The organism is Paenimyroides baculatum (assembly GCF_008629655.1).
Taxonomy (GTDB): domain Bacteria; phylum Bacteroidota; class Bacteroidia; order Flavobacteriales; family Flavobacteriaceae; genus Flavobacterium; species Flavobacterium baculatum.
This window is the reverse complement of the sequence record NZ_VWSG01000002.1, coordinates 175,280-198,686: the sequence shown is the minus strand read 5'-3', so window position 1 is coordinate 198,686 and position 23,407 is coordinate 175,280. Positions and strand designations below refer to the sequence as shown.

Annotated in this window: 20 protein-coding genes; 8 read left to right on the top strand and 12 right to left on the bottom strand. The window is 34.5% G+C overall.

Annotated elements, in window-relative coordinates:
- Positions 1-17: 17 nt before the first annotated feature.
- Both F0460_RS03440 and F0460_RS03435 read right to left on the bottom strand, forming a co-directional pair.
- Complete coding sequence (locus tag F0460_RS03440; protein WP_150010291.1) at positions 18-425, bottom strand: hypothetical protein; 408 nt, start codon at positions 423-425, stop codon at positions 18-20.
- Positions 426-432: 7 nt separating this feature from the next.
- Positions 433-1,017: a hypothetical protein gene (locus F0460_RS03435; protein ID WP_150010289.1), complete on the bottom strand. Its 585-nt coding sequence runs from the start codon at positions 1,015-1,017 to the stop codon at positions 433-435.
- Positions 1,018-1,086: 69 nt separating this feature from the next.
- On the opposite strand from F0460_RS03435, the gene F0460_RS03430 reads away from it, so the two are divergent.
- On the top strand, positions 1,087-1,296 hold the full coding sequence (locus tag F0460_RS03430; protein WP_150010287.1) for a hypothetical protein: 210 nt from the start codon (positions 1,087-1,089) through the stop codon (positions 1,294-1,296).
- A gap of 12 nt (positions 1,297-1,308) precedes the next feature.
- Here the strand turns inward: F0460_RS03430 and F0460_RS03425 are convergent, their stop codons facing one another.
- A complete protein-coding gene (locus F0460_RS03425; RefSeq protein ID WP_150010285.1) occupies positions 1,309-2,589 on the bottom strand; it encodes a DEAD/DEAH box helicase in 1,281 nt (426 codons plus the stop codon).
- 78 nt (positions 2,590-2,667) lie between these two features.
- Here F0460_RS03425 and F0460_RS03420 point away from each other — a divergent pair, with 78 nt between their 5' ends.
- Complete coding sequence (locus F0460_RS03420) at positions 2,668-4,752, top strand: M1 family metallopeptidase (RefSeq protein ID WP_150010283.1); 2,085 nt, start codon at positions 2,668-2,670, stop codon at positions 4,750-4,752.
- Between the two features lie 34 nt (positions 4,753-4,786).
- On the opposite strand, the gene uvrA is transcribed toward F0460_RS03420, so the two are convergent.
- Positions 4,787-7,591 (bottom strand): excinuclease ABC subunit UvrA, encoded by a 2,805-nt coding sequence (gene uvrA / locus F0460_RS03415; RefSeq protein ID WP_150010281.1) that lies wholly within the window; start codon positions 7,589-7,591, stop codon positions 4,787-4,789.
- Positions 7,592-7,793: 202 nt separating this feature from the next.
- Between uvrA and F0460_RS03410 the strand changes: the two genes are divergently transcribed.
- Positions 7,794-8,378, top strand: a complete 585-nt coding sequence (locus tag F0460_RS03410) for an RNA polymerase sigma factor (RefSeq protein ID WP_150010280.1) — start codon at positions 7,794-7,796, stop codon at positions 8,376-8,378.
- Positions 8,379-8,596: 218 nt separating this feature from the next.
- On the opposite strand, the gene F0460_RS03405 is transcribed toward F0460_RS03410, so the two are convergent.
- Complete coding sequence (locus F0460_RS03405) at positions 8,597-9,256, bottom strand: endonuclease III domain-containing protein (RefSeq protein WP_150010278.1); 660 nt, start codon at positions 9,254-9,256, stop codon at positions 8,597-8,599.
- 43 nt (positions 9,257-9,299) lie between these two features.
- On the opposite strand from F0460_RS03405, the gene bcp reads away from it, so the two are divergent.
- The gene (bcp, locus tag F0460_RS03400; RefSeq protein ID WP_150010276.1) at positions 9,300-9,752 is read left to right on the top strand and encodes a thioredoxin-dependent thiol peroxidase; all 453 of its coding nucleotides are present in this window, start codon (positions 9,300-9,302) and stop codon (positions 9,750-9,752) included.
- A 30-nt stretch (positions 9,753-9,782) separates the two neighbouring features.
- On the opposite strand, the gene F0460_RS03395 is transcribed toward bcp, so the two are convergent.
- Positions 9,783-10,808 (bottom strand): peptide-N-glycosidase F-related protein, encoded by a 1,026-nt coding sequence (locus F0460_RS03395; protein WP_150010274.1) that lies wholly within the window; start codon positions 10,806-10,808, stop codon positions 9,783-9,785.
- A gap of 112 nt (positions 10,809-10,920) precedes the next feature.
- Here F0460_RS03395 and recG point away from each other — a divergent pair, with 112 nt between their 5' ends.
- Entirely contained in the window at positions 10,921-13,029 is a 2,109-nt protein-coding gene (gene recG / locus F0460_RS03390) for an ATP-dependent DNA helicase RecG (protein ID WP_150010272.1), read from the top strand.
- A gap of 3 nt (positions 13,030-13,032) precedes the next feature.
- Complete coding sequence (locus tag F0460_RS03385; protein ID WP_150010270.1) at positions 13,033-13,614, top strand: non-canonical purine NTP diphosphatase; 582 nt, start codon at positions 13,033-13,035, stop codon at positions 13,612-13,614.
- A 24-nt stretch (positions 13,615-13,638) separates the two neighbouring features.
- Here F0460_RS03385 and F0460_RS16410 read toward each other — a convergent pair whose 3' ends face one another.
- A complete protein-coding gene (locus F0460_RS16410; RefSeq protein WP_397361826.1) occupies positions 13,639-13,728 on the bottom strand; it encodes a hypothetical protein in 90 nt (29 codons plus the stop codon).
- 31 nt (positions 13,729-13,759) lie between these two features.
- On the bottom strand, positions 13,760-14,449 hold the full coding sequence (locus F0460_RS16405; RefSeq protein WP_397361819.1) for a DUF5694 domain-containing protein: 690 nt from the start codon (positions 14,447-14,449) through the stop codon (positions 13,760-13,762).
- Between the two features lie 307 nt (positions 14,450-14,756).
- Between F0460_RS16405 and F0460_RS03375 the strand changes: the two genes are divergently transcribed.
- On the top strand, positions 14,757-16,634 hold the full coding sequence (locus F0460_RS03375) for a DEAD/DEAH box helicase (RefSeq protein WP_150010268.1): 1,878 nt from the start codon (positions 14,757-14,759) through the stop codon (positions 16,632-16,634).
- A gap of 85 nt (positions 16,635-16,719) precedes the next feature.
- A complete protein-coding gene (locus F0460_RS03370; RefSeq protein ID WP_150010266.1) occupies positions 16,720-17,436 on the top strand; it encodes a hypothetical protein in 717 nt (238 codons plus the stop codon).
- A 66-nt stretch (positions 17,437-17,502) separates the two neighbouring features.
- Here the strand turns inward: F0460_RS03370 and F0460_RS03365 are convergent, their stop codons facing one another.
- The 4 genes from F0460_RS03365 to F0460_RS03350 all read right to left on the bottom strand — a co-directional run bounded on the left by F0460_RS03365 (position 17,503) and on the right by F0460_RS03350 (position 23,395).
- Positions 17,503-19,299, bottom strand: coding sequence for an acyl-CoA dehydrogenase family protein (locus F0460_RS03365; RefSeq protein ID WP_150010264.1), 1,797 nt, complete (start codon positions 19,297-19,299; stop codon positions 17,503-17,505).
- A 30-nt stretch (positions 19,300-19,329) separates the two neighbouring features.
- Entirely contained in the window at positions 19,330-20,514 is a 1,185-nt protein-coding gene (locus tag F0460_RS03360) for an acetyl-CoA C-acyltransferase (protein WP_150010262.1), read from the bottom strand.
- 52 nt (positions 20,515-20,566) lie between these two features.
- Positions 20,567-20,878, bottom strand: coding sequence for a four helix bundle protein (locus tag F0460_RS03355; RefSeq protein WP_397361817.1), 312 nt, complete (start codon positions 20,876-20,878; stop codon positions 20,567-20,569).
- Positions 20,879-21,004: 126 nt separating this feature from the next.
- Positions 21,005-23,395, bottom strand: a complete 2,391-nt coding sequence (locus tag F0460_RS03350) for a 3-hydroxyacyl-CoA dehydrogenase/enoyl-CoA hydratase family protein (protein ID WP_150010258.1) — start codon at positions 23,393-23,395, stop codon at positions 21,005-21,007.
- Positions 23,396-23,407 lie beyond the last annotated feature (12 nt).

The following is a 23,407-nucleotide window of genomic DNA, read 5'->3' as shown; positions in this document are numbered from 1 at the left end:
TTGAAGAGAAATTTCTTCTATTTTCTTCCCAAAATATATCCTAAATATGCCATTGGAATATATGCCAAAATTAAATCAAGACAGTTAAACCACATTGGTGCGTTAGGTATCATAAAAATATTAGCAATACCACCTGCTAAAAACAAAACACCAATTACCATTGGTCCAACAATTGATTTAGGATTAGATAGTTTGGTAGCAATAAAAGCTCCAACCAACGTTCCTAAAGCATGAGCCAAAAAAGGAAAAATGAAATGTTTAGGCTCCATTAAATGCATACCTGCAGCCAAACCTTCGGCTGTGTTATTATTTACACTGGCTGGTAAAGGTATTATTTTACCGCTTAAAGCAACAAGTATCATGTTTACTACAGACCCAATAATAAATCCGGCAACGGTTGCTAATATATTTCTGTATTTTCTCATAATTATTCTATTTCTTCGTTAATTTATCATTCCAGCTTTGAACAAATTTTAGCTTCTCGCTTTTTAATTCATCGGCTTTTTCATCTAAATTAAAAGGTTCAATACCATCTAATTCTTCATACGTGTAAAAATTGTACTGTATGTTTTCTTTTAAATGATCTATGTGAAACTGGTACTCATCTAACAAATAACTGATTTCTTCTTTCAGTTCTTTTTTGAATTCTTTTACAATTTTCAATTCTTCAAAAATCTGATCGATAGTTTGTTCTGTTTCTGTAAAAATATATGGAGTGTAAATGGGTGCAAGTGATTTAAAATCAGTGCTTTTTTGTAAACTATTTAATGTTTTAATCGAACCAAAATCAAAGTTTGAATATTCCTTTAAAATACTCTCATTTGCAATAATATGGTTGATAAATTCAGCATAAAAAGATTCGGTTTCAGCATCAAAATCCTTTAAATTATAAAAATGCTGTAACAATACAAAAGCATCATTATAAAAGCCAATTACATCATCTTCAATAATATCGGGTGTATAATTTTCTTTAAGTTGTAACACAAAATCGTTAATAGGCACGCTGTTATTTTCCATAATTCTGATATTTTTTGTAAAGATATTCCTAATATTTTTATCTTTGGTTACAATGTGATAAAATTAGTTATGAAAACAGTTTATGAATTAGATTTGCATGAAAGTACGGTGGTGAAAACCATGATACCTGAATACGAAAACCGCTTGAAACAGATTATTTATTATAGGGTAACTCGGGTTGCCGGTGGTTGGTTGTACAAGAAAATCGGAGTTGATTTTCCGGAAGTTTTTGTGCCTTACAGTGATGAATTTAAAAGTAGAAGAGAAACTGAAATATAGCAAAAGAGATGGTTAATACCATCTCTTTTTATTCTTTTTAGAAGCATCGGATTTTCGTGATGCCGAATTTTGTGTTGAATTCTTTTTGTTGGAATTACCTGTTGCTGCAGATTTATTTTTATTTCTTAAATCTTTTTTAGCATTCGGGTTTGGTTCACGCCACGGAAAAGGATTGTCTTTTACAACTTTAACCTGCAAACGAATCAGCTTTTCAATATCGTGCCAATAAGTTTTTTCATCGCGACCAACAAACGAAAGTGCCAAACCTTCTTCGCCGGCACGACCAGTTCTACCAATTCTGTGAATATAAATTTCAGGAATATTCGGAATATCGTAGTTAATCACAAAGGGCAGCTGCTGAATGTCAATCCCGCGCGAAGCTACATCTGTGGCGACTAAAATATCAATCTGTTTGTTTTTAAAATCTTCTAAAATCTGTAATCGGGCTGCTTGCGATTTATCTCCGTGAATGGCATCGGCTTTGTAACCTTCCTTCTGCAAAAAATCAACTACATTATCGGCTCCTTGCTTTGTTCGAGTAAAAAGCAGAACATTTTTCAGGTTTTGAGTTTCAAGAACGTGTTTTAAAAGTTTCTTTTTGTCTTCTTTTTCAACCAGATACGTTTTCTGCGTAATATTTGCACCCGTACTAGAATCGGGATCAACCGAAACATACACGGCATTGCTTAAAAATTCGTCAGCTAATTCACGAACACCCATTGGCATGGTAGCAGAAAACATCAACGTTTGTCTGTTTGGCGGTGTTAGTTTTATAATTTTTCGAACATCGTTAATAAAACCCATATCCAGCATTAAATCGGCTTCATCGATCACTAACTGATGCAAAGCATCGGTTTTAATAAAGTTTTGCTTGTATAAATCTAAAAATCTTCCGGGTGTTGCAACCAAAACGTCAATACCATATTTAAGCGCTTTAATTTGTGGCTCCATATTTACACCACCATAAATAACATACGTTTTAATCTGTGTGTATTTGCTTAAAGCTTCAAAGTTTTCGGCAATCTGTATGGCTAATTCTCGGGTAGGAGAAAGGATAATAGTTCGGATCTGCTTGCGTTTTTTTCCCGATCCTACAATTTTGTGAATATGATTTATGATTGGAATGGCAAATGCAGCCGTTTTTCCGGTTCCGGTTTGCGCACAACCCACCAAATCTTTTCCATCGATTAAAGACGGAATTGCTTTTTCCTGAATAGGTGTGGCAGTGGTGTAACCTAGATCGTTAATAGCTTCGGCAATATTGTTGTTTAGTGCAAATTCGGTAAAATTCATATCAAAATTTTAAGCAAAATTACGTTTTTAATTTCGTACTTTTAAGAATTTCTAATATCTTCCGTAAAATTTCGGTTTATGAAACAAACAATACTTGCAATAAGTTTACTAATATCTTTAAATATTTGGTCGCAAACAAAACCAAAAGTCGACTTTACTACTGCAAATGCTTCTATTAAATTTGATATTGCCGAACACATGGTCGTTGGCGATGTTACTTATCAGTTTACTGTGAATGAAGCAACCGATTCTATTAAGATCGATGCTAAAAATATGATGATTCAAGGAGTGAAGTTGAACGGACAAACACCTAAATATCATTACGATAAAAAACAGATCGCCTTTACGCAAGGTTTTAAAGAAGGCGAAAATACCGTTACAATCAGTTATAAAACCAATCCAAAACAGGCACTTTATTATGTAGGATCTGGAACCGATTTGCAGATTTGGACACAAGGTCAAGGGAAATACACCAGTCATTGGTTGCCAAGTTTCGATGATTATAATGAAAAAGTGATTTTTAATACCAAGATTTCGTTTGAAACGGGTTACGATGTGATTAGCAATGGAACTTTAGACGGTAAAACCGTTAGCGGCAAGCAGACTACTTGGAGTTATAAAATGAGTAAACCAATGAGTTCTTACCTAATTATGATGGCGATTGGTAAATTCGAAAAAAAGACCGAAAAATCGGCATCAGGTATAACCATTGAAAATTATATTCGTCCGGTTGATGCTACAAAATACACTACAACCTATCAGCATACAAAGAAAATGTTCGATTTTCTGGAAACTCAAACCGGTTTTTCGTATCCGTGGCAAATTTATCGAAACATTCCGGTAGAAGATTTTATGTATGGCGGAATGGAAAATACGACTTCGACCATTTTTAACAGTGATTATGTGGTTGATAATATTGGTGTGAACGATCGTGATTACGTAAATGTAAATGCACACGAAATGGCGCACCAATGGTTTGGAAATCTGGTTACGGCAAAATCAAACAAAGATCATTGGCTGCAAGAAGGTTTTGCAACGTATTATGCTTTGTTGGCAGAACGTGAGGTTTACGGAGTTGATGATTTTTATTGGAAATTATACGAAATGGCTGAATTGATTACCAAAGATGCCAAAGAAAATAAAAACACGGCGGTTTACAGTGAAAAGGCTACAACTACAACTTATTATCAAAAAGGTGCGTGGATGTTGTTTTATTTGTCAAGCCAGATTGGCGAAGCTAATTTTAATACCGTTGTTAAGAATTATTTGAATAAATATGCCTTTAAAAATGCTTCGACACAAGATTTTTTAAATGAGGTTACTGCTGTTGTTCCTAATTTTAACGTGAGTAATTACAAACAAAATTGGTTAGAAAATAAGGGTTTTAATACGAAAGATGCCTTGTTTTTAATTGAAAATTCTCCTTTGGTAAAATCGTATTTTGAAGTATTGTCATTGCAGGAAAAAGGGTTTGAAGTTAAAAAGGATCAATTGCTTAAATTATTGAAAGATCCGAATACGTTTACCGATACCAAACGCGAAATTGTTTTTCAGTTGCACAATGTTCCTTACGATCAGGCAAAAGAGTTTTATCAAACCGTTGTACAGTCGAATGATTTAAAGGTTCGTCAGGCTTTGGTTCAGGTTGTAAGTGAGATTCCTACAGATTTTATGGAAGATTATAAAAAGTTTTTGAACGATAATTCATATATAACTCGCGAAATTGTCTTGAAAAATTTATGGTTACAGAATGAAACCGGCAGAGCAGAATTGTTAGACAAAACGGCAACTTGGAAAGGTTTTAATGATTATAATTTACGAATTACCTGGTTGATGTTCGCATTAGCAACCGAAAATTATAAAAACGACAAAAAAGCACATTTGTATTCTGAATTAGAAAATTTTGCCTATAACAAATATAACAGCAATATTCGTACAAATGCTATAAATGCGTTGTGGTATTTAAATAAGTACGACAGTAACACGCTGCCACACTTGGTAAATGCTTTAGTGCATCATAACAGTCGTTTTCAAAAATTTGGTCGTGATGCTATTGTTCGATTGTCTGAAAAGAAAGAATTTAAAGACCACTTTAAAAAGCTAATTCCATACTTACCACAAGACGAACACGATGCCTTAAAAAAGTTAATGGAGGAGATATAAAACAAAAGCGTTTCAAATTTGAAACGCTTTTGTTTTATTTTAGTTTTTCTTTTAAATACAAACCTGTAATTGATTTTTTGTTTTTAACTATTTCTTCGGGAGTCCCTGTTGCAACAACATTTCCACCGTTTTTACCACCATCGGGACCAATATCAATAACATAATCGGCACATTTTATCATGTCCAAATTATGTTCAATAACAATGATAGAATGTCCTTTTTCAATCAACGCCTGAAACGATTGCAGTAACTTCTGAATATCATGAAAATGCAAACCGGTTGTAGGCTCATCAAAAATAAACAAAGCACGTTCTTTTACGGCTCCTTTACCAAGAAATGTTGCCAGTTTTACGCGTTGTGCTTCACCACCAGATAGGGTAGAAGATGATTGCCCCAAAGCAACATATCCTAAACCGACATCTTGTAAAGGCTGAATTTTCTGTACAATTTTATCTTGTTTGTGTTTTGTGAAAAATTCCATTGACTCATCAACCGTCAAATTCAAAACATCAAAAATATTCTTGCCTTCAAAATTTACTTCTAAAATTTCCTTTTTAAAGCGTTTTCCTTTACAGGTTTCACATTCCAAATGTACATCTGCCATAAACTGCATTTCAATGGTAACCACACCATCGCCTTTACAAACTTCGCAACGACCACCTTCCACATTAAAAGAAAAATGCTTTGGTTGATAATTTCGCATTTTAGAAAGCTGTTGTTTTGCAAACAAATCACGAATATCGTCGTACGCTTTTATGTAAGATATAGGGTTAGATCGTGAACTTTTCCCTATCGGATTTTGATCTACATATTCAATATGTTTTATGTGCGAAAATGATCCGGTAATTTCATTAAACTGCCCTGGTTTTTCGCTTGCTCCCGTTAAATGTTTCTCTAATGCAGGATATAAAATCTTTTTAACCAATGTAGATTTTCCACTGCCCGAAACTCCGCTAACCATTGTTAAGCAATCTAACGGAAAAATAACATCTATGTTTTGAAGGTTGTTTTCGCGAGCACCTTTTACTTCGATATAATTTTTTACCGGTCGGCGTTTTTTTGGAACTTCAATCTCTAAATCGCCGTTTAAATATTTTGCAGTTAATGTATCGGCTTTTAAAATTTCATTAAAAGTTCCCTGTGCCATTAATTTTCCGCCTAAAACTCCGGCTTCCGGACCAATATCAATAATCTGGTCGGCAGCTTTCATAACATCTTCGTCGTGTTCTACAATAATCACAGTGTTTCCTAAATCGCGAAGATCTTTTAAAACTTCGATCAATTTTTCAGAATCGCGCGAATGCAGTCCGATACTAGGTTCGTCTAAAATATACATAGATCCAACCAAACTACTACCTAAAGATGTTGCCAGATTTATACGTTGCGATTCGCCACCCGAAAGGGTAGAAGACCTGCGGTTTATGGTTAAATAGTCTAAACCAACATCGCTTAAAAACTGCAAACGGTTGTTAATTTCCAGCAATAATCTTTTGGCAACTTTACTTTCAAATTCGTTTAACTGAATATTTTTAAAGAATTCACGCAATTCGTTAATTGGTAAATCAACTAAATCTGAAATAGTTCTATCGGCAACTTTTACATAATTCGCTTCTGGTCGTAAACGCTTGCCGTTACACACATTACATTTGGTTTTACCGCGGTATCTTGACAATAAAACACGATTTTGTATTTTGTAATTATTCGCTTCAAGATCTTTAAAAAAATAATTAAGTCCGGTGAAATAACTGTTCCCTTCCCAAACCAATTGCTTTTGGTCAGCTGTTAATTCGTAAAAAGGCTTGTGAATTGGGAAATCGAACTTATGAGAATTGTTAACTAACTGATCGCGGTACCACGACATACTTTCTCCACGCCACGGATAAACAGCGTTTTCGTAAACCGATAAAGCAGTATTTGGAATAACCAAATCTTCGTCAATACCAATGGTTGTTCCAAAACCATCGCATTTTGGGCAGGCACCGTACGGATTGTTAAAACTGAACAAATGAATGTTAGGTTCTAAAAAGGTAATTCCGTCTAATTCAAATTTATTGTTGAATTCCAACTGATTGCCAGTCCCTAATTCATACAAATGCAAAACGCCTTTTCCTTCGAAAAATGCCGTATAAACAGCATCAGACAATCGATTGTAAAAATCTTCATCATGACGAACAACCAAACGATCAATAATCAGCTGAATATCTTCTGATTTTATTTTTTTTGATGCAAATTCTTCAACAAATTCATCAATTCTTTTGGTTTCGTTCTTATAAAATAATCGAGCAAAACCTTGCTGTAACGCAATTTTTAGCTGATCGATAATAGATCGTTCCTTAATTTCGTAAACAGGGGCAAGCAATAACCATTTCGATTCTTCATCGAACGTTTTTACAGTATCAATAACATCGGTTACCGTGTGCTTTTTAACTTCATTCCCTGAAATTGGCGAAAAAGTTGTACCAATACGGGCATATAACAATTTTAAATAATCGTAAATTTCTGTAGATGTACCAACGGTTGAACGTGCATTTGTTGTATTCACTTTTTGCTCGATAGCAACAGCCGGCGCGATACCTTTAATATATTCTACTTTTGGTTTGTTGATTCGACCTAAAAACTGACGCGCATACGATGACAAACTTTCAACATAACGGCGTTGTCCTTCGGCATACAAGGTGTCAAAAGCCAAACTTGATTTACCGGAACCCGACAAACCTGTTATAACAACCATTTTATTTCGGGGAATAACTACATCTAAATTTTTTAAATTATGAAGATGCGCTCCTTTAATAATGATATTCTGTTTTGGATCGATTTTAGAAAAATCTATTTTTTTCATTTTTATAAAATAACTACAAAATTACAAATTTTTAAACGAAGAAGTTTTATGCCAAAGCGACAATTAATTTAAAAAAAGTCAATATTTTTTTTAAGTTTTTTTTAAGAAACGATTTTTTTTATATATTTGTTTAGATAAACTTTAAAACAAAAGCCTATTACGTATCTATACTTATAGTAAAAACCTAAAAACATAAGTTAAGATGGCAAATGAAATTTTGTCAGACGCAGTGTTGGTAACCCAATACGCATCTGGAAATGAATGGGCTTTGGCGCAATTAATAGAGCGTCATAAATCACGTATATACAGTTTTATCTTCTCTAAAGTAAAAGACAGAGATTTATCGGACGATATTTTTCAGGAAACTTTTATTAAGGTAATTAACACCATAAAAAAACAGAATTACAACGAAGAAGGTAAATTTTTACCTTGGGTGATGCGTATTTCTCATAATTTGATTATCGATCATTTTAGAAAACAGTCTAAAGTGAAATTTCAACGCGACCAAGAAGAATATTCAGTTTTCAGTAAAATGATTGATTCTGAAATGAACATTGAAACAAGTATGATTGCCGGACAGATTGAAGATGATTTACATACGTTGATATTAAAATTACCACAAGATCAGCAGGAAATTATTCGTTTACGCTTGTACGATGATTTAACTTTTAAGGAAATTGCCGAATTAAACCAGATTAGCATAAATACCGCTTTAGGCAGAATGCGCTATGCGATTGTTAATTTGCGTAAAATGATAGATAAAAATCAAATTATTTTAAACGACTAACAATAATTTTATTTGCTGTTGCGTTATATCATAAAATGAAACCTATTCTATGATAAAAAATTACAAAAACAACAGTAAACCACAAACACACCTTTTACCAAAGCAAAGTACAATAAACTTTATTTTAAACTATTCAAAAAGTACAACTGCTTTAAAGAAAGGGTCAATAAATTTCATAACTTTTCAAAACTAAAAAGGAACTTAAAAAGTTCCTTTTTTTATTGTTTATTCGTTTTCAAAAGCTCGTTAATCAATGATTTCTTACCGATTTTTTGGGTGATAATGTCTTTTTCCAGTTTCCATCCACGGGCAGGTGAATATTCACGTCCGTACCAAATCATCTGTAAATGCAGTTTATTCCATAAATCAATAGGGAAAATACTTTTAGCGTCATTCTCGGTCTGAACCACATTTTTGCCTGAACTTAAATTCCAACGATACATTAAACGATGAATATGTGTATCAACAGGAAATGCAGGAACATTAAAAGCTTGTGACATTACAACCGAAGCCGTTTTATGACCAACAGCAGGTAACAATTCCAAAGCATTCATATCCGCAGGAACTTCTCCGTCGTATTGATCTATCAAAATTTTACTTAAACCGTAAATTCCCTTCGATTTCATTGGAGACAAACCACACGGACGAATAATATTTGCTATTTCTTCAACAGTAAGTTTAACCATATCGTACGGATTATCTGCAATAGCAAATAGTTTGGGAGTGATCTGGTTCACGCGAACATCGGTACATTGTGCAGACAACAACACGGCAATTAATAAAGTATATGGATCTTTATGATCTAACGGAATAGGAACTTCCGGATAAAGCTGTTCTAAAGTATCAATAACAAACTGAACTTTTTCTTTTTTGGTCATTTTAATGTGTAAATGATTTGTAATTTTACAAAAATAGTAAATTATGACCACACTAAAAATAGGCGATAAGGCTCCTGATTTTTCAGGAATAGACCAAAACGGATCAACCGTTCAATTAAAAGATTTTAAAGGAAAAAAAATTGTCTTGTTTTTCTACCCAAAAGCATCAACTCCCGGATGTACTGCAGAAGCCTGTGATTTGCAAAATAATATTGAACGTTTTTTAGCACAAAATTATCAAGTAATTGGTGTTAGTGCCGATTCGCAAAAAAGACAGTTGAATTTTGCCGTTAAAAATAACTTACAATATCCGCTAATTGCCGATGAAGATAAAGTAGTTATTAATGCTTATGGCGTTTGGGGACCAAAGAAATTTATGGGTCGTGAGTTTGATGGTATTCACCGAACTACTTTTATTATTAGCGAAAACGGATTTATTGAAGATATTATTGCGAAAGTGAAAACCAAAGAACACACAACACAGATATTAAAGTAAAAAGAGTTCCAAATTTGGAACTCTTTATTGTTAATTTGATATTGTTGCCTTATTAATCGGCGAATTACTTTTTACAACTACAAAAGTTGAAATGGCGTAAAAAGCGTTACCATTACCATTGTTATTTGTCCAATCTTCAAATTTATATTCAAAATTAAAAGTTGATCCAAACATACTTTTTTGAATGTTATCAAAACGTGCAGGAACAACCATTCCAGGACACCAACCCGCACGATCTGGTTTCCAGTTACCTGGTGCTTGGTTATTAACTGGGTTTTGCGCGCAACCAATAGCTTTTAAATCGTGTGCAAAAGTTTGCGTACCATTAATATTTATATGATGTGTACGGTAGCACCATTCTGCACAACCGCGCCCGCCTGCATCATTAGGTGTTGCATGACCCCAACCAGAAATAATAGTTCTTAAGTATGCAATTTCTGCACCAGATGGGATATTAATTTGTTTAGTTAAATCAAACACATTTGTATCAAATGCAGTTCCGTAAGGTACACCGTCTATTGATGATTTATTATATTGAAAAACAGGTACAACTGCAGAATACTTATAGTCTGGTGTTCCAAATTCAAAATCAAACTCCACAGTGTATTTTCGCCCTTTTGCTAACCATGTTTCGGTATAGATTTTTAATTCGGTAGATCCGCTTAAAATTGATTTAAAATCAGTCACATCAATCTCGTAACCTCTTTCTAACTTCTCGTTTCCAACCCAATACGGATTAATAAATCTACCTAATTCATACCATTCGCCTGTTGTTTTATCCTTAGCATACAAATTGGCATATCTGTCCCACTCATCGCATTCTTTGTTCGGACAAATATCTTTAATGAACATTTTAATCGTCTTGATATTTTCAGAATTTGTTGGGAAAGAAAAAGTACCTTCGGCACTTTGTGATAATCCATCACCAAAAGCAACTTTCACATTATCAAAAGTTTTTATAGTAGTTTTTGATGGATCCTGACTTGTTTTTTCATCGTCTTTACATGAAATAAATGTAAAAGTTGAAAGTAATAATACTGTTATAAGTTTTTTCATCTATATTGTTGTTAATTATTTGTAAATATAAAATAAAGTTATTTGTTCGGGTAAACTATTTTTACTTTTTGAAAAATTAAACAATTACTTTTAACTTTACAAAAAAGTAAAAATGCAGCAAAATGTTTTAGATACACCTATTGAATACCTTAAGGGCGTTGGTCCACAAAGGGCTGTTGTACTAAAAAAAGAACTTCAGATTTTTACTTATAAAGATTTAATCAATTTTTATCCTTACAAATATTTAGATCGAACAAAGTATTATAAAATTAACGAATTAAATTCCGGAATTAATGCAGAAGTTCAGCTTGTTGGTAAAATTATTCGATTAAAAACGGTTGAACAAAAACGCGGTAGCCGCTTGGTTGCTGTTTTTACCGATGGAACTGCAGAAATGGAACTGATTTGGTTTCAGGGACACAAATGGATCAAAGAAAATTTGCAGTTGAATACATCGTATGTGATTTTTGGAAAAATTAATAATTTTAACGGATTATTTTCGATGCCTCACCCGGAAATGGAAACGGTTGAAGAACATAAAAAAAGTTTGCAGTCTGCATTGCAACCGGTATATCCATCGAACGAAAAATTAAATCAGAAAAATATTTCCAACCGAAGCATTACTAAAATGATGCAACAGGTTTTTATAGAAACGCATCATTTATTTAAAGAAGTTTTTCCTGAATCATTAATTAATGAATTACGTTTATTACCCAAAAACGAATCATTTTTCAATATTCATTTTCCTAAAAGTGCCGATTTGTTAAACAGAGCGCAGTTTCGCTTGAAGTTCGAAGAATTATTTTTTATCCAGCTGCAACTGCTTTCTAAAAATCTGGTTCGAAAACATAAAATTAAAGGATTTGCATTCAATATTGTGGGCGATTATTTTAATTCTTTTTATCACGATCACTTACCGTTTCCTTTGACAAATGCCCAAAAGCGCGTGTTGAAAGAAATTAGAATTGATATGGCGCACGAAGCGCAAATGAATCGTTTGTTGCAAGGCGATGTTGGTGCAGGTAAAACCATTGTCGGTTTTATGAGTATGCTTTTGGCGTTAGACAACGGTTTTCAGGCATGTTTAATGGCTCCGACCGAAATTTTGGCGAATCAGCATTTTGCAGGCATTAAAGAGTTGGCAGATAAAATTAATGTAAAGGTGGTTTTGCTTACAGGATCGACCAAAACAAAAGAGCGCAACCAAATTCATGAAGATTTAGAAAACGGAACCATTCATATTTTAATCGGAACACATGCGTTGTTAGAAGATAAAGTTCAGTTTAAAAATTTAGGCTTGTCGATTATCGATGAACAGCACCGTTTCGGCGTTGAACAGCGATCAAAAATGTGGAAGAAAAATTCGTTGCCACCACACGTTTTGGTTATGACGGCAACACCAATCCCGCGTACTTTGGCTATGAGTTTGTATGGTGATTTAGATGTTTCGGTAATCGATGAATTACCACCGGGACGAAAACCTATAAAAACACTTCATTTTTTTGAAAGCAAACGATTGCAGGTTTGGCATTTCATTAAGGAAGAAATTGCAAAAGGCAGACAAATTTATATTGTTTATCCATTGATTCAGGAAAGCGAAAAGTTAGATTACAAGAATTTAATGGAAGGATACGAAGCAATTTCGCGCGATTTTCCTTTTCCTGAATACAGAATCAGTATTGTTCACGGACAAATGCATTCTAAAGATAAAGATTCAGAAATGGATCGATTTGTTAAAGGCGAAACTCATATTATGATTGCCACTACGGTGATCGAAGTCGGTGTAAATGTTCCAAACGCATCCGTAATGATTATAGAAAGTGCCGAACGTTTCGGGTTGAGTCAGTTGCATCAGTTGCGTGGACGTGTAGGTCGTGGAGCCGAACAAAGTTTCTGCGTTTTAATGACCGGAAATAAGTTAAGTGCCGATACCAAAGTTAGAATGGATGCTATGTGCCGAACAAACGATGGTTTTGAAATATCCGAAATCGATTTAAAACTTCGTGGACCTGGTGATATTATGGGAACACAACAAAGCGGTGTGTTAAATTTACAAATTGCCGATTTGGTTAAAGATCAAGACATTTTAAAACTGGCACGAACAAAAGCTATCGAATTATTAAAAGATGATATCAATTTAGAAAAACCAGAGCATCAGGCATTAAAGTATGTGTTTGAAATACTGGCAAAGAAAAACAATATTTGGAATTATATAAGTTAACGTATGAAAATCATATTTGCATCAAACAATAAAAATAAAGTACAGGAAATTCAAAACCAAGTGCCAAAAACAATTCAAATTGTAACTTTAGACGAAATTGGCTGTACCGAAGATATTGCCGAAACTGGTACAACGTTAGAAGAAAACGCCATAATTAAAGCAAATTATGTAACTAAAAAATACGGTTTCCCTTGTTTTGCTGATGATACCGGTTTAGAAATTAATGCTTTAAACGGCGAACCTGGTGTTTATTCTGCTCGATATGCGGGCGAAGATAAAAATGCCGATAAAAACATGGATTCGGTTTTAGAAAAATTAGGCATTTCAACAAACCGAAAGGCACAGTTTAAAACCGTGATTGCTTTAAACATTAATAATCAACAACATTTATTTACCGGAATTGTAGAAGGCGAAATCAGAAATGAAAAAACAGGAACAAACGGTTTTGGTTATGATCCTATTTTTGAACCTGAAAATCTGGGTAAAACTTTTGCCGAAATGTCTTTAGAAGAAAAGAATAAATTAAGTCACCGTGGAAGAGCAGTTGCACAATTAATTAAATTTCTGTCTGAAATAACCCAATAGTTTTAAAGCTATTGGATTATTTTCTTATTTTAGATAATCAAAAACATTAACAAGTTGATATTTAGAACTTCTTTCTATCCACATATTAAAAAAAGCTGTATGTGTAGTACCCATCAATATAAAAACCCTATCATCTTTGGTTAGTTCAACTTGATTCATAATTAGAATACATAACCAAATTTCTATGATAAAATTTAGCTGCTTCATCTGCTCCTTGGTATTTACCTTTTGTAGAAACATGTGTAAGTATATCTGCATTTAAATTCATTAGCATATCTAAATACAATGGATTATTATAAAACTTCAATTTTTCTAAAAATGTCATTTTATCTTTAGGATATTCTTTTTCTAAATTATCAAACATCTTCATATAATTTATATAAGTAACTGTATCTTTTCCATTTTTAAGATGATAACCAATAGAATAATTATATCCTTCTTTATAATCAATACCATAAATCTTTTTTGTGCCTGATAATCTACCAACCTCGTAAGCTAAAAGTTCAACCTCTGTAGGGTTTTCAAATTTCATTTCTGGATCTTTTAAATAAGCTTGATAATTAGCTTCAATTACATCCTGATATTTAGGAAGGTATTCAACAAGAATAACTGTTGGTTTAAATTCAGCAATTGCTTTTGCAATTTCATGAATTTGACGAACGTTTTCTTTATTCTTTTCATCAAATTCAGTACTTCTTAAATCTGAAGTATATCCCATATGAAAAGTTCCCATATTTAGAACTTGTACTGGATTGTTGAATTTAGTTTTGATTTTTTGTGCTTTTGAAAAAGTAAACGAAAGAAGCAGTGCGACTAAATAAAAATGTGTTTTCATAATTTTTAATTTTTATAAGTCAAAAATTGTGAATTCTGAAGAAGTGTGAAAAGTTTTTCGACAAACGTTTCCTAATAGTCGACAAACTACAGAAAAAGTTTATTTTATTTTTCATTTATGAGAAAAACTTAATAACGTATATTGTAAAATTAATAATATTGAAAAAGGTTTTTCTTAAAAGTGTTTAATCAAAAACAAGTAAATAATTAACGTTAAAGTTGATTATTAGAAAATAAATAATTTAACCTTACTTTAAATTTAAAATTCGCAAAAAAAACAGTACCTTTGCAGATATTTTAAATATTATATGAATAAATTCCAAGAATTAGGATTAAACGAATTGCTTTTAAAAGCAATTCAAGACTTAGGTTTTGAAACACCTTCAGAGGTTCAGGAAAAAGCTATTCCCTTATTATTGCAACAAGACACGGATATTGTTGCATTAGCGCAAACAGGTACTGGGAAAACAGCTGCTTTCGGGTTTCCTCTGATTCAGAAAATCGATCCAGAGAACAGAAGCACACAGGCATTGATCCTATCGCCTACCAGAGAATTGTGTTTACAAATTACAAACGAGATTAAACAGTATTCTAAATATGTAAAGGGTTTACATACAGTTGCTGTTTATGGTGGTTCCAGCATTACAGAGCAGGCAAGAGAAGTTAAAAAAGGGGCGCAGGTTATTGTAGCAACCCCAGGACGTATGCAGGATATGATTAACAGAAACCTTGTTAACATTAAAAACATACAGATTTGTATTTTAGATGAAGCTGATGAAATGTTAAACATGGGATTCTATGAAGACATTACAGCAATTTTATCTGATACACCAGAAGAAAAAAACACTTGGCTTTTTTCTGCAACTATGCCACAAGAAGTTGCAAGAATAGCAAAAGAATTCATGAAAAGACCACATGAAATTACTGTTGGTCAAAAAAATCAAGGTTCAACAACCGTTTCTCACGAATATTATTTAGTAGGTGCACGTGACCGTTACCCTGCTTTAAAACGTTTGGCAGATATCAACCCAAATATTTTTTCGGTTATTTTTTGTAGAACAAAGCGTGATACACAGGCAGTTGCCGAAAAATTAATCGAAGATGGATACAACGCAGCAGCTTTACACGGCGATTTATCGCAAGCACAACGTGATGGTGTAATGAAGGCATTCCGCGGACGCCAGATTCAAATGTTGGTTGCAACCGATGTTGCTGCACGTGGTATTGATGTGGACGATATTACACACGTAATAAACTATCAGTTACCAGATGAAGTTGAAACGTACAATCACCGTTCAGGCCGTACAGGTCGTGCCGGTAAATTAGGTACATCAATCGTTATCGTAACAAAATCTGAATACAAAAAAATCAGTCAGATAGAACGAATCATCAAAACAAAATTTGTTCATAAACCAATTCCAACAGGAATGGAAATTTGTCAGGCACAGTTAATTCACTTGGCAAACAAAGTTAAATCTGTTGAGGTTGATGCTGAAATTGAAACATATCTTCCACAAATCGAAGAATTATTAGGTGATTTAACGAAGGAAGAGTTAATTAAAAAAATGTTTTCTGTAGAATTTAATCGTTTTATTGAATACTACAAAAAACAAAATACGATCGATTCACCAAGACCGCGTGAAAACAGCGAAGGTGGAACTGCCGTAAGTTCTGATGGTTCTGTACGTTATTTCTTAAATTTAGGAGCTCGTGACAATTTTGATTGGATGAGTTTGAAAGATTTCTTACGTGATACCTTAGATTTAGGCAGAGATGATTTGTTTAAAGTTGATGTAAAAGAAGGATTCTCTTTCTTTAATACCGATGCTACACACAGTGAGCGTATTATCGAAATTTTGAACAATATGCACCACGAAGGTCGTCAGGTAAACGTTGAAATTTCTACAAGCGGTGGTGGTTCTTCATCAAGAAGAGATCACAATGGCAGAGGTGGAAGAAGCAGCGGTGGTGGCGGTTTCCGTGGCGAAAGAAGTAGTGGTTTCCGTGGTGAAAGAAGCGGAGGATTCCGTGGAGAACGTTCTTCATCAGACAGAAGACCTGCTGGTGGTGATCGTTTTGGAGATCGTAAAACAGAAAGCAAATTCGGACGTAATCGTGAAGACGATCGCCCTGCTCACAACGAAAGAAGATCAGTACGTGGCGATCGTCCGCGCAGATCAAACTAATAATAATATTTGTTGTTAATATTTACAAAATAAATATTTAAAACTGCAAAATATCCATTATTTTTGGTGCATACTAAAAACAAATATGAGATATTTTGCAGTTTTACTTTTTACGCTATTTTCTTTTTCAATTTTTGCACAAGAAAAAAATATTAAGGGAATCGTTTTTAGCGAATTAAGCTATCAACCGGAAGGCAAAGCAAATATTGTGAACTTGAGTTCGTTAAAAGTAGCGCAAACCACCAACGATGGATCTTTTTCTATTCCCGCAAGCGTAAACGATACCCTGCATATTTCTTCTGAAGGTTTTCGATCTTTAAAAATAAAGGTTACGAACGACTGGTACAAAGAAGGTAAAATGAATATCTACATTAAAGACCTTTCTACCGTTTTAGATGAGGTTGTGATTAACACCTTGAAACTTACCGGAATTTTGTCTATTGATACAAAACTTATTGCATTGGCAGATTATCCGTATTACCGTGATTTTGGCGCTACCGGTTTTACAGCAAATTACAACAGTGGTTTAAACCCTATTAACGGGATTTACAACGCCATGAAACGAAATTCGCGTGAAACTAAAAAGATCAATCAAATACGAAAAGAAGTTGAGCTTATTGAAGTAATGAAGAAAAAATACGATCGTGAAATGGTTTCTGTTTTGCTGAGTATTTCAAAAGAGGATATTGTAAAAATGCTTCAAAGATGCAATCATTCCGAAAGATTTATTTATACAGCCAACGACTACCAGATTTTTAACGCTGTAAATGAATGTTACGAAAATTATAAGTTAGGGAAATAAAATTATATAAATAAAAAAAGCCGTTTCAAAACTTGAAACGGCTTTTTTATAAACTTAACTAACTATTTAAAAACTATATTTATTATCGGCAATTACTTTGTTTGCAATAGTTTCTTTTAAGGCAACAACATTTGGATGGTTATCGTATTTAGTAAAACGGCGCAAGCCCATCAGCATCATGCGTAATTCGTCTTCTTGTGCAAATGATACAATTCCTTCTTTTCCTTTAGTGTAAATTATATCTACAGCTTGGTATAAATACAATTTCGCCATAGCAATTTGAACATTGGCTGCTTCTTCGCCTATTTTTTTCGCCAATTTTTCAGTTCTTAAAATACCCGATTCTGCCATGTAAATTTCAATAAGCATATCCGATGTAGCCATTAATAATTGTTGATGCTGGTCTAATTCAGTTCCGTATTTTTGTACTGCCGATCCTGCAACCATTAAAAAGGCTTTTTTCAGTTTCGCAATCAATGCTTTTTCTTCTGCAAATAATTCAGAATAATCTGGAGTTTCAAAATCGGGAATTCCCATTAATTCTTCGCCAACTTTCATTGCCGGTCCCAATAAATCAACATGACCTTTCATTGCTTTTTTAATCAGCATACCCACAGTCAACATTCGGTTTATTTCATTGGTTCCTTCATAAATTCTTGAAATACGGGCATCTCTCCAAGCACTTTCCATTGGTGTATCTTCAGAAAAGCCCATTCCACCGAAAATTTGAATTCCTTCATCGGCACAATGTTGAACATCTTCAGAAACAGCAACTTTCAATACTGAACATTCAATCGCAAATTCTTCCACACCTTTTAGTTCTGCTTCTTGATGCGAATTTCCTTCAGCCAAACGAGCATTGATTCTGTTTTCGATATCTCCTGCAGCTCTGTACGAAGCTGATTCTCCGATATATGCATTTGTAGCGGTTTCGGCAATTTTAGATCGAATAGCACCAAAATTTGCAATAGGTGTTTTAAATTGCACGCGTTCGTTGGCATAATTTACCGATTGTGTAATTAAACGGCGTTGTGAATCTAAACACGCAGCTGCCAACTTAATTCTACCCACATTCAAAGCGTTCATGGCAATTTTAAAGCCTTCGCCGCGACCACCCAACATATTTTCGATAGGAACAACGGTATCTGTAAAGAAAACCTGACGTGTAGAGCTGGCTCTAATTCCTAATTTGTGTTCTTCTTCGCCCAAAGTAATTCCGTTTGGATTTGCGGCATCATATTCCACAATAAAACCTGTAATGTTTTTATCGTCTTCAATTCGAGCAAAAACAATCATTAAATGACAAAAGCCTGCGTTTGAAATCCACATTTTTTGACCGTTTATTGTGTACGATTTACCGTCGGCACTTAATTCGGCTTTAGTTTTTCCTGAATTTGCATCAGATCCAGCACCTGGCTCAGTTAAACAATATGATCCAAACCATTCGCCCGTTGCCAATTTAGGAACGTATTTTTGCTTTTGTTCTTCGGTTCCGTACAAAGTAATTGGCATGGTTCCGATTCCGGTATGTGCACCAAAAGCAGTTGAAAAAGAACCAGTTGCACCAGAAATATAATCGCAGGTTAGCATGGTTGATACAAAGCCCATTCCCAAACCACCATATTCTTCTGGAACAGCAACACCTAAAAAACCTAATTCGCCGGCTTCGCGCATACATTCTTCGGTAAACTTGTAATCTTTTTTCTCGAAACGATCTTTGTTTGCCCAAATTTTACGGTCTACGAATTCCTTAACCGAATCGCGCATCATTTTTTGTTCTTCCGAAAAATCTTCCGGTGTAAATATATTTTTTGCCAAGGTCTCTTTTACCAAGAATTGACCGCCTCTTGTTATATCGCTCATATCGTTTGTATTTTAAATTTGATTAGTAAATTAAAGCAATTCATAAATTCCTGCTGTTCCTTGTCCGGTTCCAACACACATGGTTACCATTCCGTATTTATTACCGCGACGCTTCATTTCATCGAATAATTGAACAGACAGTTTTGCTCCGGTACATCCTAAAGGGTGACCTAAAGCAATAGCCCCGCCATTTACGTTGATAATTTCAGGATTTAAATTCAATTCACGAATTACAGCTAACGATTGTGCAGCGAAAGCTTCGTTTAGTTCGATTAGTTCGATATCGTTTTGTTGTAAGCCTGCTTGTTTTAATGCTTTTGGGATTGCTTTCACAGGACCCATTCCCATAATGCGTGGTTCAACTCCTGCTGATGCAAAAGTTACCAATCGGGCAATAGGTTCTAAATTTAATTCCTTCACCATTTCTTCGGACATTACTAAAACAAACGCTGCACCATCGGACATTTGAGAGGAATTTCCTGCGGTAACAGATCCATCGGCAGCAAAAACTGGTTTTAATTTTGCTAATGCTTCTACACTTGTTCCCGCACGCGGACCTTCATCTTTAGTTACAATGTATGATTTTGTTTCTTTTTTACCTTTATCGTTAATAAAAGTATCTTCTACGGTAATTGGCACAATTTGGCTATCGAATTTACCTTCAGCCTGTGCTTTTAAAGCTTTCATGTGCGATTCAAACGAAAACTGATCCTGATCTTCACGCGAAACATTAAACTGCTTTGCAACAGCTTCGGCAGTTAAGCCCATTCCCCAATAATAATCTTCGTGACCGGCAGCCGTAACCTTATAATCGGGCGTTGCACGGTAACCACCCATCGGAATAAAACTCATAGATTCGGCACCGCCTGCAATAATACAATCTGCCATTCCCGATTGAATTTTAGCCGTTGCCATACCAATAGTTTCGATTCCCGATGCGCAATAACGGTTAACGGTAACTCCAGGAACATCGGTAATTTTTAATCCCATTAATGAGATTAATCGCGCCATGTTTAAACCTTGTTCGGCTTCCGGCATGGCATTTCCAACCATTACGTCATCGATACGTTTTTTGTCTAACTGCGGTACTTCATTCATCATAAACTCAATGGTTTCTGCCGCCAGTTCATCGGGTCTTTTAAAACGGAACAATCCTTTTGGTGCTTTACCAACGGCTGTTCTGTATGCTTTTACTATATATGCTGTTTTGCTCATTGTATATTGTATTTTTTAATGTATAATGTATATTGTATTGTTGTAAAATGTACTATTTGTTTTCCAAAGATGATTGTAGTTTTATAATCATATTTTGAATATGTTGAATTTCAGATTCTAATACTGTAAATTGCTCATTAGTTAAATAACCTATATTTTTAGATATAATGATTTGAGTTTCAAATTCAAAACAAGACCCCAATGAAATTCCTAAAAAGTTGCTGAAATCTTTATTTGTTTTTCTTCCACAACCTTCTGCAATGTTTGAAGGAATAGAAATTACACATCTTCTGATTTGAGAAACTAAACCAAAAAGTTCATCTTTTGGAAATCCTTTGGTTACTAAATAAGTTTCGGTAACCAATTCAATTGCCTTTTGCCAAACTTTTAATTCTTTAAAGTAATTCAGCTCTATTTTTGTATATTAAAAAAAGTTACAACTTTAGTGGTTCATTATACAATATACAAACCACATTATACAGTTAAACTTCTAGTTTCTCAACGGTTTCCCTTTGGTTAACATAAACTGAATTCTTTCTAACGTTTTGCGTTCGGTACACAAACTTAAGAATGCTTCGCGTTCCAGATCTAATAAATATTGCTCGGATACCAATGTAGGTTCAGATAAATCGCCACCTGCCATTACGTAAGCCAGTTTATTGGCAATTTTTTTATCGTGATCAGAAATATAATTTCCTGCTGTCATTCCGTCTGTTCCAACCAAGAAAGCCCCCAATGCTTGTTTACCCAAAACCAAAATATCTTTACGTTGAACAGGCTGCGTGTAACCAGCTTCAGCCATTAACAAAGCGTGTTTTTTAGCCTCTGCAATTTGTCGGTCTTTATTCACCACAACAATATCTTTAGTTGATAAAAGAACACCGTTATCAAAACCTTCGTAAGCTGATGTAGCTACTTTTGCGGTTCCGACAGTTAGGAAATATTCTTGAAGAATATTCAGTTTAACATCGTTCTTTTTGAATTGATCCGCAGCACGTAACGTCATCTCTTTAGATCCGCCACCGCCAGGAATTACACCTACACCAAATTCAACCAGACCAATATAGGTTTCCGCTGCTGCAATGGCTTTGTCTGAATGCATAACCAATTCACAACCGCCACCAAGCGTCATTCCATGTGGAGCTGCAATTACCGGAATGCCAGAATAACGAACACGCATCATGGTATCTTGGAAGGATTTTATGGCAAAATTCAATTCATCATATTCTTGTTCAACTGCCATCATGAAAATCATTCCTAAATTGGCACCGACCGAGAAATTTGCTGCCTGATTTCCAATAACCAAACCACTGTATTCTTTTTCGGCAAGATCTATGGCTTTATTGATTCCGCTGATGACACCGCCTCCAATCGAGTTCATTTTTGAATGAAATTCTAGATTTAAAATTCCATCGCCCAAATCAAATAAAGTAGAATCGGAATTGCCCCAAACTTTCTTGGTATCGCGAATGTTATTTAAAATGATAAACGCATCTTGTCCCGGAATTTTCTTTTGCGATTTTGAATCGATATCATAATAATAAGTAGCTCCTTCTTTAACCTTATAAAAAGATGAGTTGCCCGATGCCAACATCTCATTAACCCAATCTGCAACATTTTCACCATTCTCTTTTATCAATTCGATACCTTTTTCAACACCAATGGCATCCCAAATCTGGAAAGGACCATGTTCCCAGCCAAAACCGGCTTTCATGGCATCATCGATCTTATATAAATCATCGGTAATTTCGGGCACGCGGTTAGAAACATACGCAAACAATCCCGCAAACGATTTACGGTAAAATTCGCCTGCTTTGTCTTTTCCGTTCACTAAAACCTTGAAACGATCAATTACGTTATCAATAGTTTTGGTTAGTTCTAATGTTTGGAAAGATGCTTTTTTGTTTGGGCGATATTCCAACGTATTCAAATCAAGCGAAAGAATATCTTTATCAACTTTTTTATAGAAGCCTTGCTTTGTTTTACTTCCCAACCATTTATTTTCCATCATGTGGTTAATAAAATCGGGAAGTTTGAATAATTCATGCGCTTCATCATTCGGAACATTTTCATACAAACCATTAGCCACATGTACCAAAGTATCTAAACCAACCACATCAACCGTGCGGAAAGTTGCCGATTTTGGTCTGCCAATTACTGGTCCGGTTAATTTATCGACTTCTTCAATGGTCATATCCATTTCTTTTACCAAATGAAACAAACTCATGATGCCATAAATACCAATGCGGTTCCCAATAAATGCAGGTGTATCTTTAGCAACAACCGATGTTTTTCCCAAGAATTTTTCGCCATAATTGTTTAAGAATGATAAAACTTCGGGTTTTGTTTTTGGTCCTGGAATAATTTCGAATAACTTCAAGTATCGAACCGGATTAAAAAAGTGCGTTCCGCAGAAATATTCCTGAAAATCTTCGCTTCGACCTTCGCTCATAAAATGAATCGGAATTCCGGAAGTGTTCGATGTAATTAAAGTTCCAGGCTTACGATATTTTTCAATTTGTTCGTAAACTGCCTTTTTAATATCTAAACGTTCTACAACAACTTCAATAATCCAATCAACATCTTTAATTTTTGGAAGATCGTCTGTTGTGTTTCCTGTCGAAATTCTGTCGGCAAATTTTTTGTCGTAAATAGGCGAGGGGTTCGATTTTAAGGCAGTTGCCAAATTATCGTTCACCATTCTGTTTCTTACCACTTTATCGTTAAGGGAAAGACCTTTTTTTTCTTCGGCTTCGGTAAGCTGGTTTGGAACAATATCCAAAAGCAGTACCTGAACGCCAATGTTTGCAAAGTGACAGGCGATGCCAGAACCCATGATTCCGGAACCAATAACAGCCACTTTTTTTATTAATCTATTCATAATTCTATGAAG

Coding starts and splice junctions, on each gene's coding strand:
- F0460_RS03370 (WP_150010266.1), top strand. CDS start 16,720: ATGAGATATTTTGCAGTTTTACTTTTTACGCTATTTTCTTTTTCAATT.
- F0460_RS03430 (WP_150010287.1), top strand. CDS start 1,087: ATGAAAACAGTTTATGAATTAGATTTGCATGAAAGTACGGTGGTGAAA.
- F0460_RS03360 (WP_150010262.1), bottom strand. CDS start 20,514: ATGAGCAAAACAGCATATATAGTAAAAGCATACAGAACAGCCGTTGGT.
- F0460_RS03350 (WP_150010258.1), bottom strand. CDS start 23,395: ATGAATAGATTAATAAAAAAAGTGGCTGTTATTGGTTCCGGAATCATG.
- F0460_RS16410 (WP_397361826.1), bottom strand. CDS start 13,728: ATGGGTACTACACATACAGCTTTTTTTAATATGTGGATAGAAAGAAGT.
- F0460_RS03365 (WP_150010264.1), bottom strand. CDS start 19,299: ATGAGCGATATAACAAGAGGCGGTCAATTCTTGGTAAAAGAGACCTTG.
- F0460_RS03405 (WP_150010278.1), bottom strand. CDS start 9,256: ATGACCAAAAAAGAAAAAGTTCAGTTTGTTATTGATACTTTAGAACAG.
- F0460_RS03395 (WP_150010274.1), bottom strand. CDS start 10,808: ATGAAAAAACTTATAACAGTATTATTACTTTCAACTTTTACATTTATT.
- bcp (WP_150010276.1), top strand. CDS start 9,300: ATGACCACACTAAAAATAGGCGATAAGGCTCCTGATTTTTCAGGAATA.
- uvrA (WP_150010281.1), bottom strand. CDS start 7,591: ATGAAAAAAATAGATTTTTCTAAAATCGATCCAAAACAGAATATCATT.
- F0460_RS16405 (WP_397361819.1), bottom strand. CDS start 14,449: ATGAAAACACATTTTTATTTAGTCGCACTGCTTCTTTCGTTTACTTTT.
- F0460_RS03420 (WP_150010283.1), top strand. CDS start 2,668: ATGAAACAAACAATACTTGCAATAAGTTTACTAATATCTTTAAATATT.
- F0460_RS03410 (WP_150010280.1), top strand. CDS start 7,794: ATGGCAAATGAAATTTTGTCAGACGCAGTGTTGGTAACCCAATACGCA.
- recG (WP_150010272.1), top strand. CDS start 10,921: ATGCAGCAAAATGTTTTAGATACACCTATTGAATACCTTAAGGGCGTT.
- F0460_RS03435 (WP_150010289.1), bottom strand. CDS start 1,017: ATGGAAAATAACAGCGTGCCTATTAACGATTTTGTGTTACAACTTAAA.
- F0460_RS03425 (WP_150010285.1), bottom strand. CDS start 2,589: ATGAATTTTACCGAATTTGCACTAAACAACAATATTGCCGAAGCTATT.
- F0460_RS03375 (WP_150010268.1), top strand. CDS start 14,757: ATGAATAAATTCCAAGAATTAGGATTAAACGAATTGCTTTTAAAAGCA.
- F0460_RS03385 (WP_150010270.1), top strand. CDS start 13,033: ATGAAAATCATATTTGCATCAAACAATAAAAATAAAGTACAGGAAATT.
- F0460_RS03440 (WP_150010291.1), bottom strand. CDS start 425: ATGAGAAAATACAGAAATATATTAGCAACCGTTGCCGGATTTATTATT.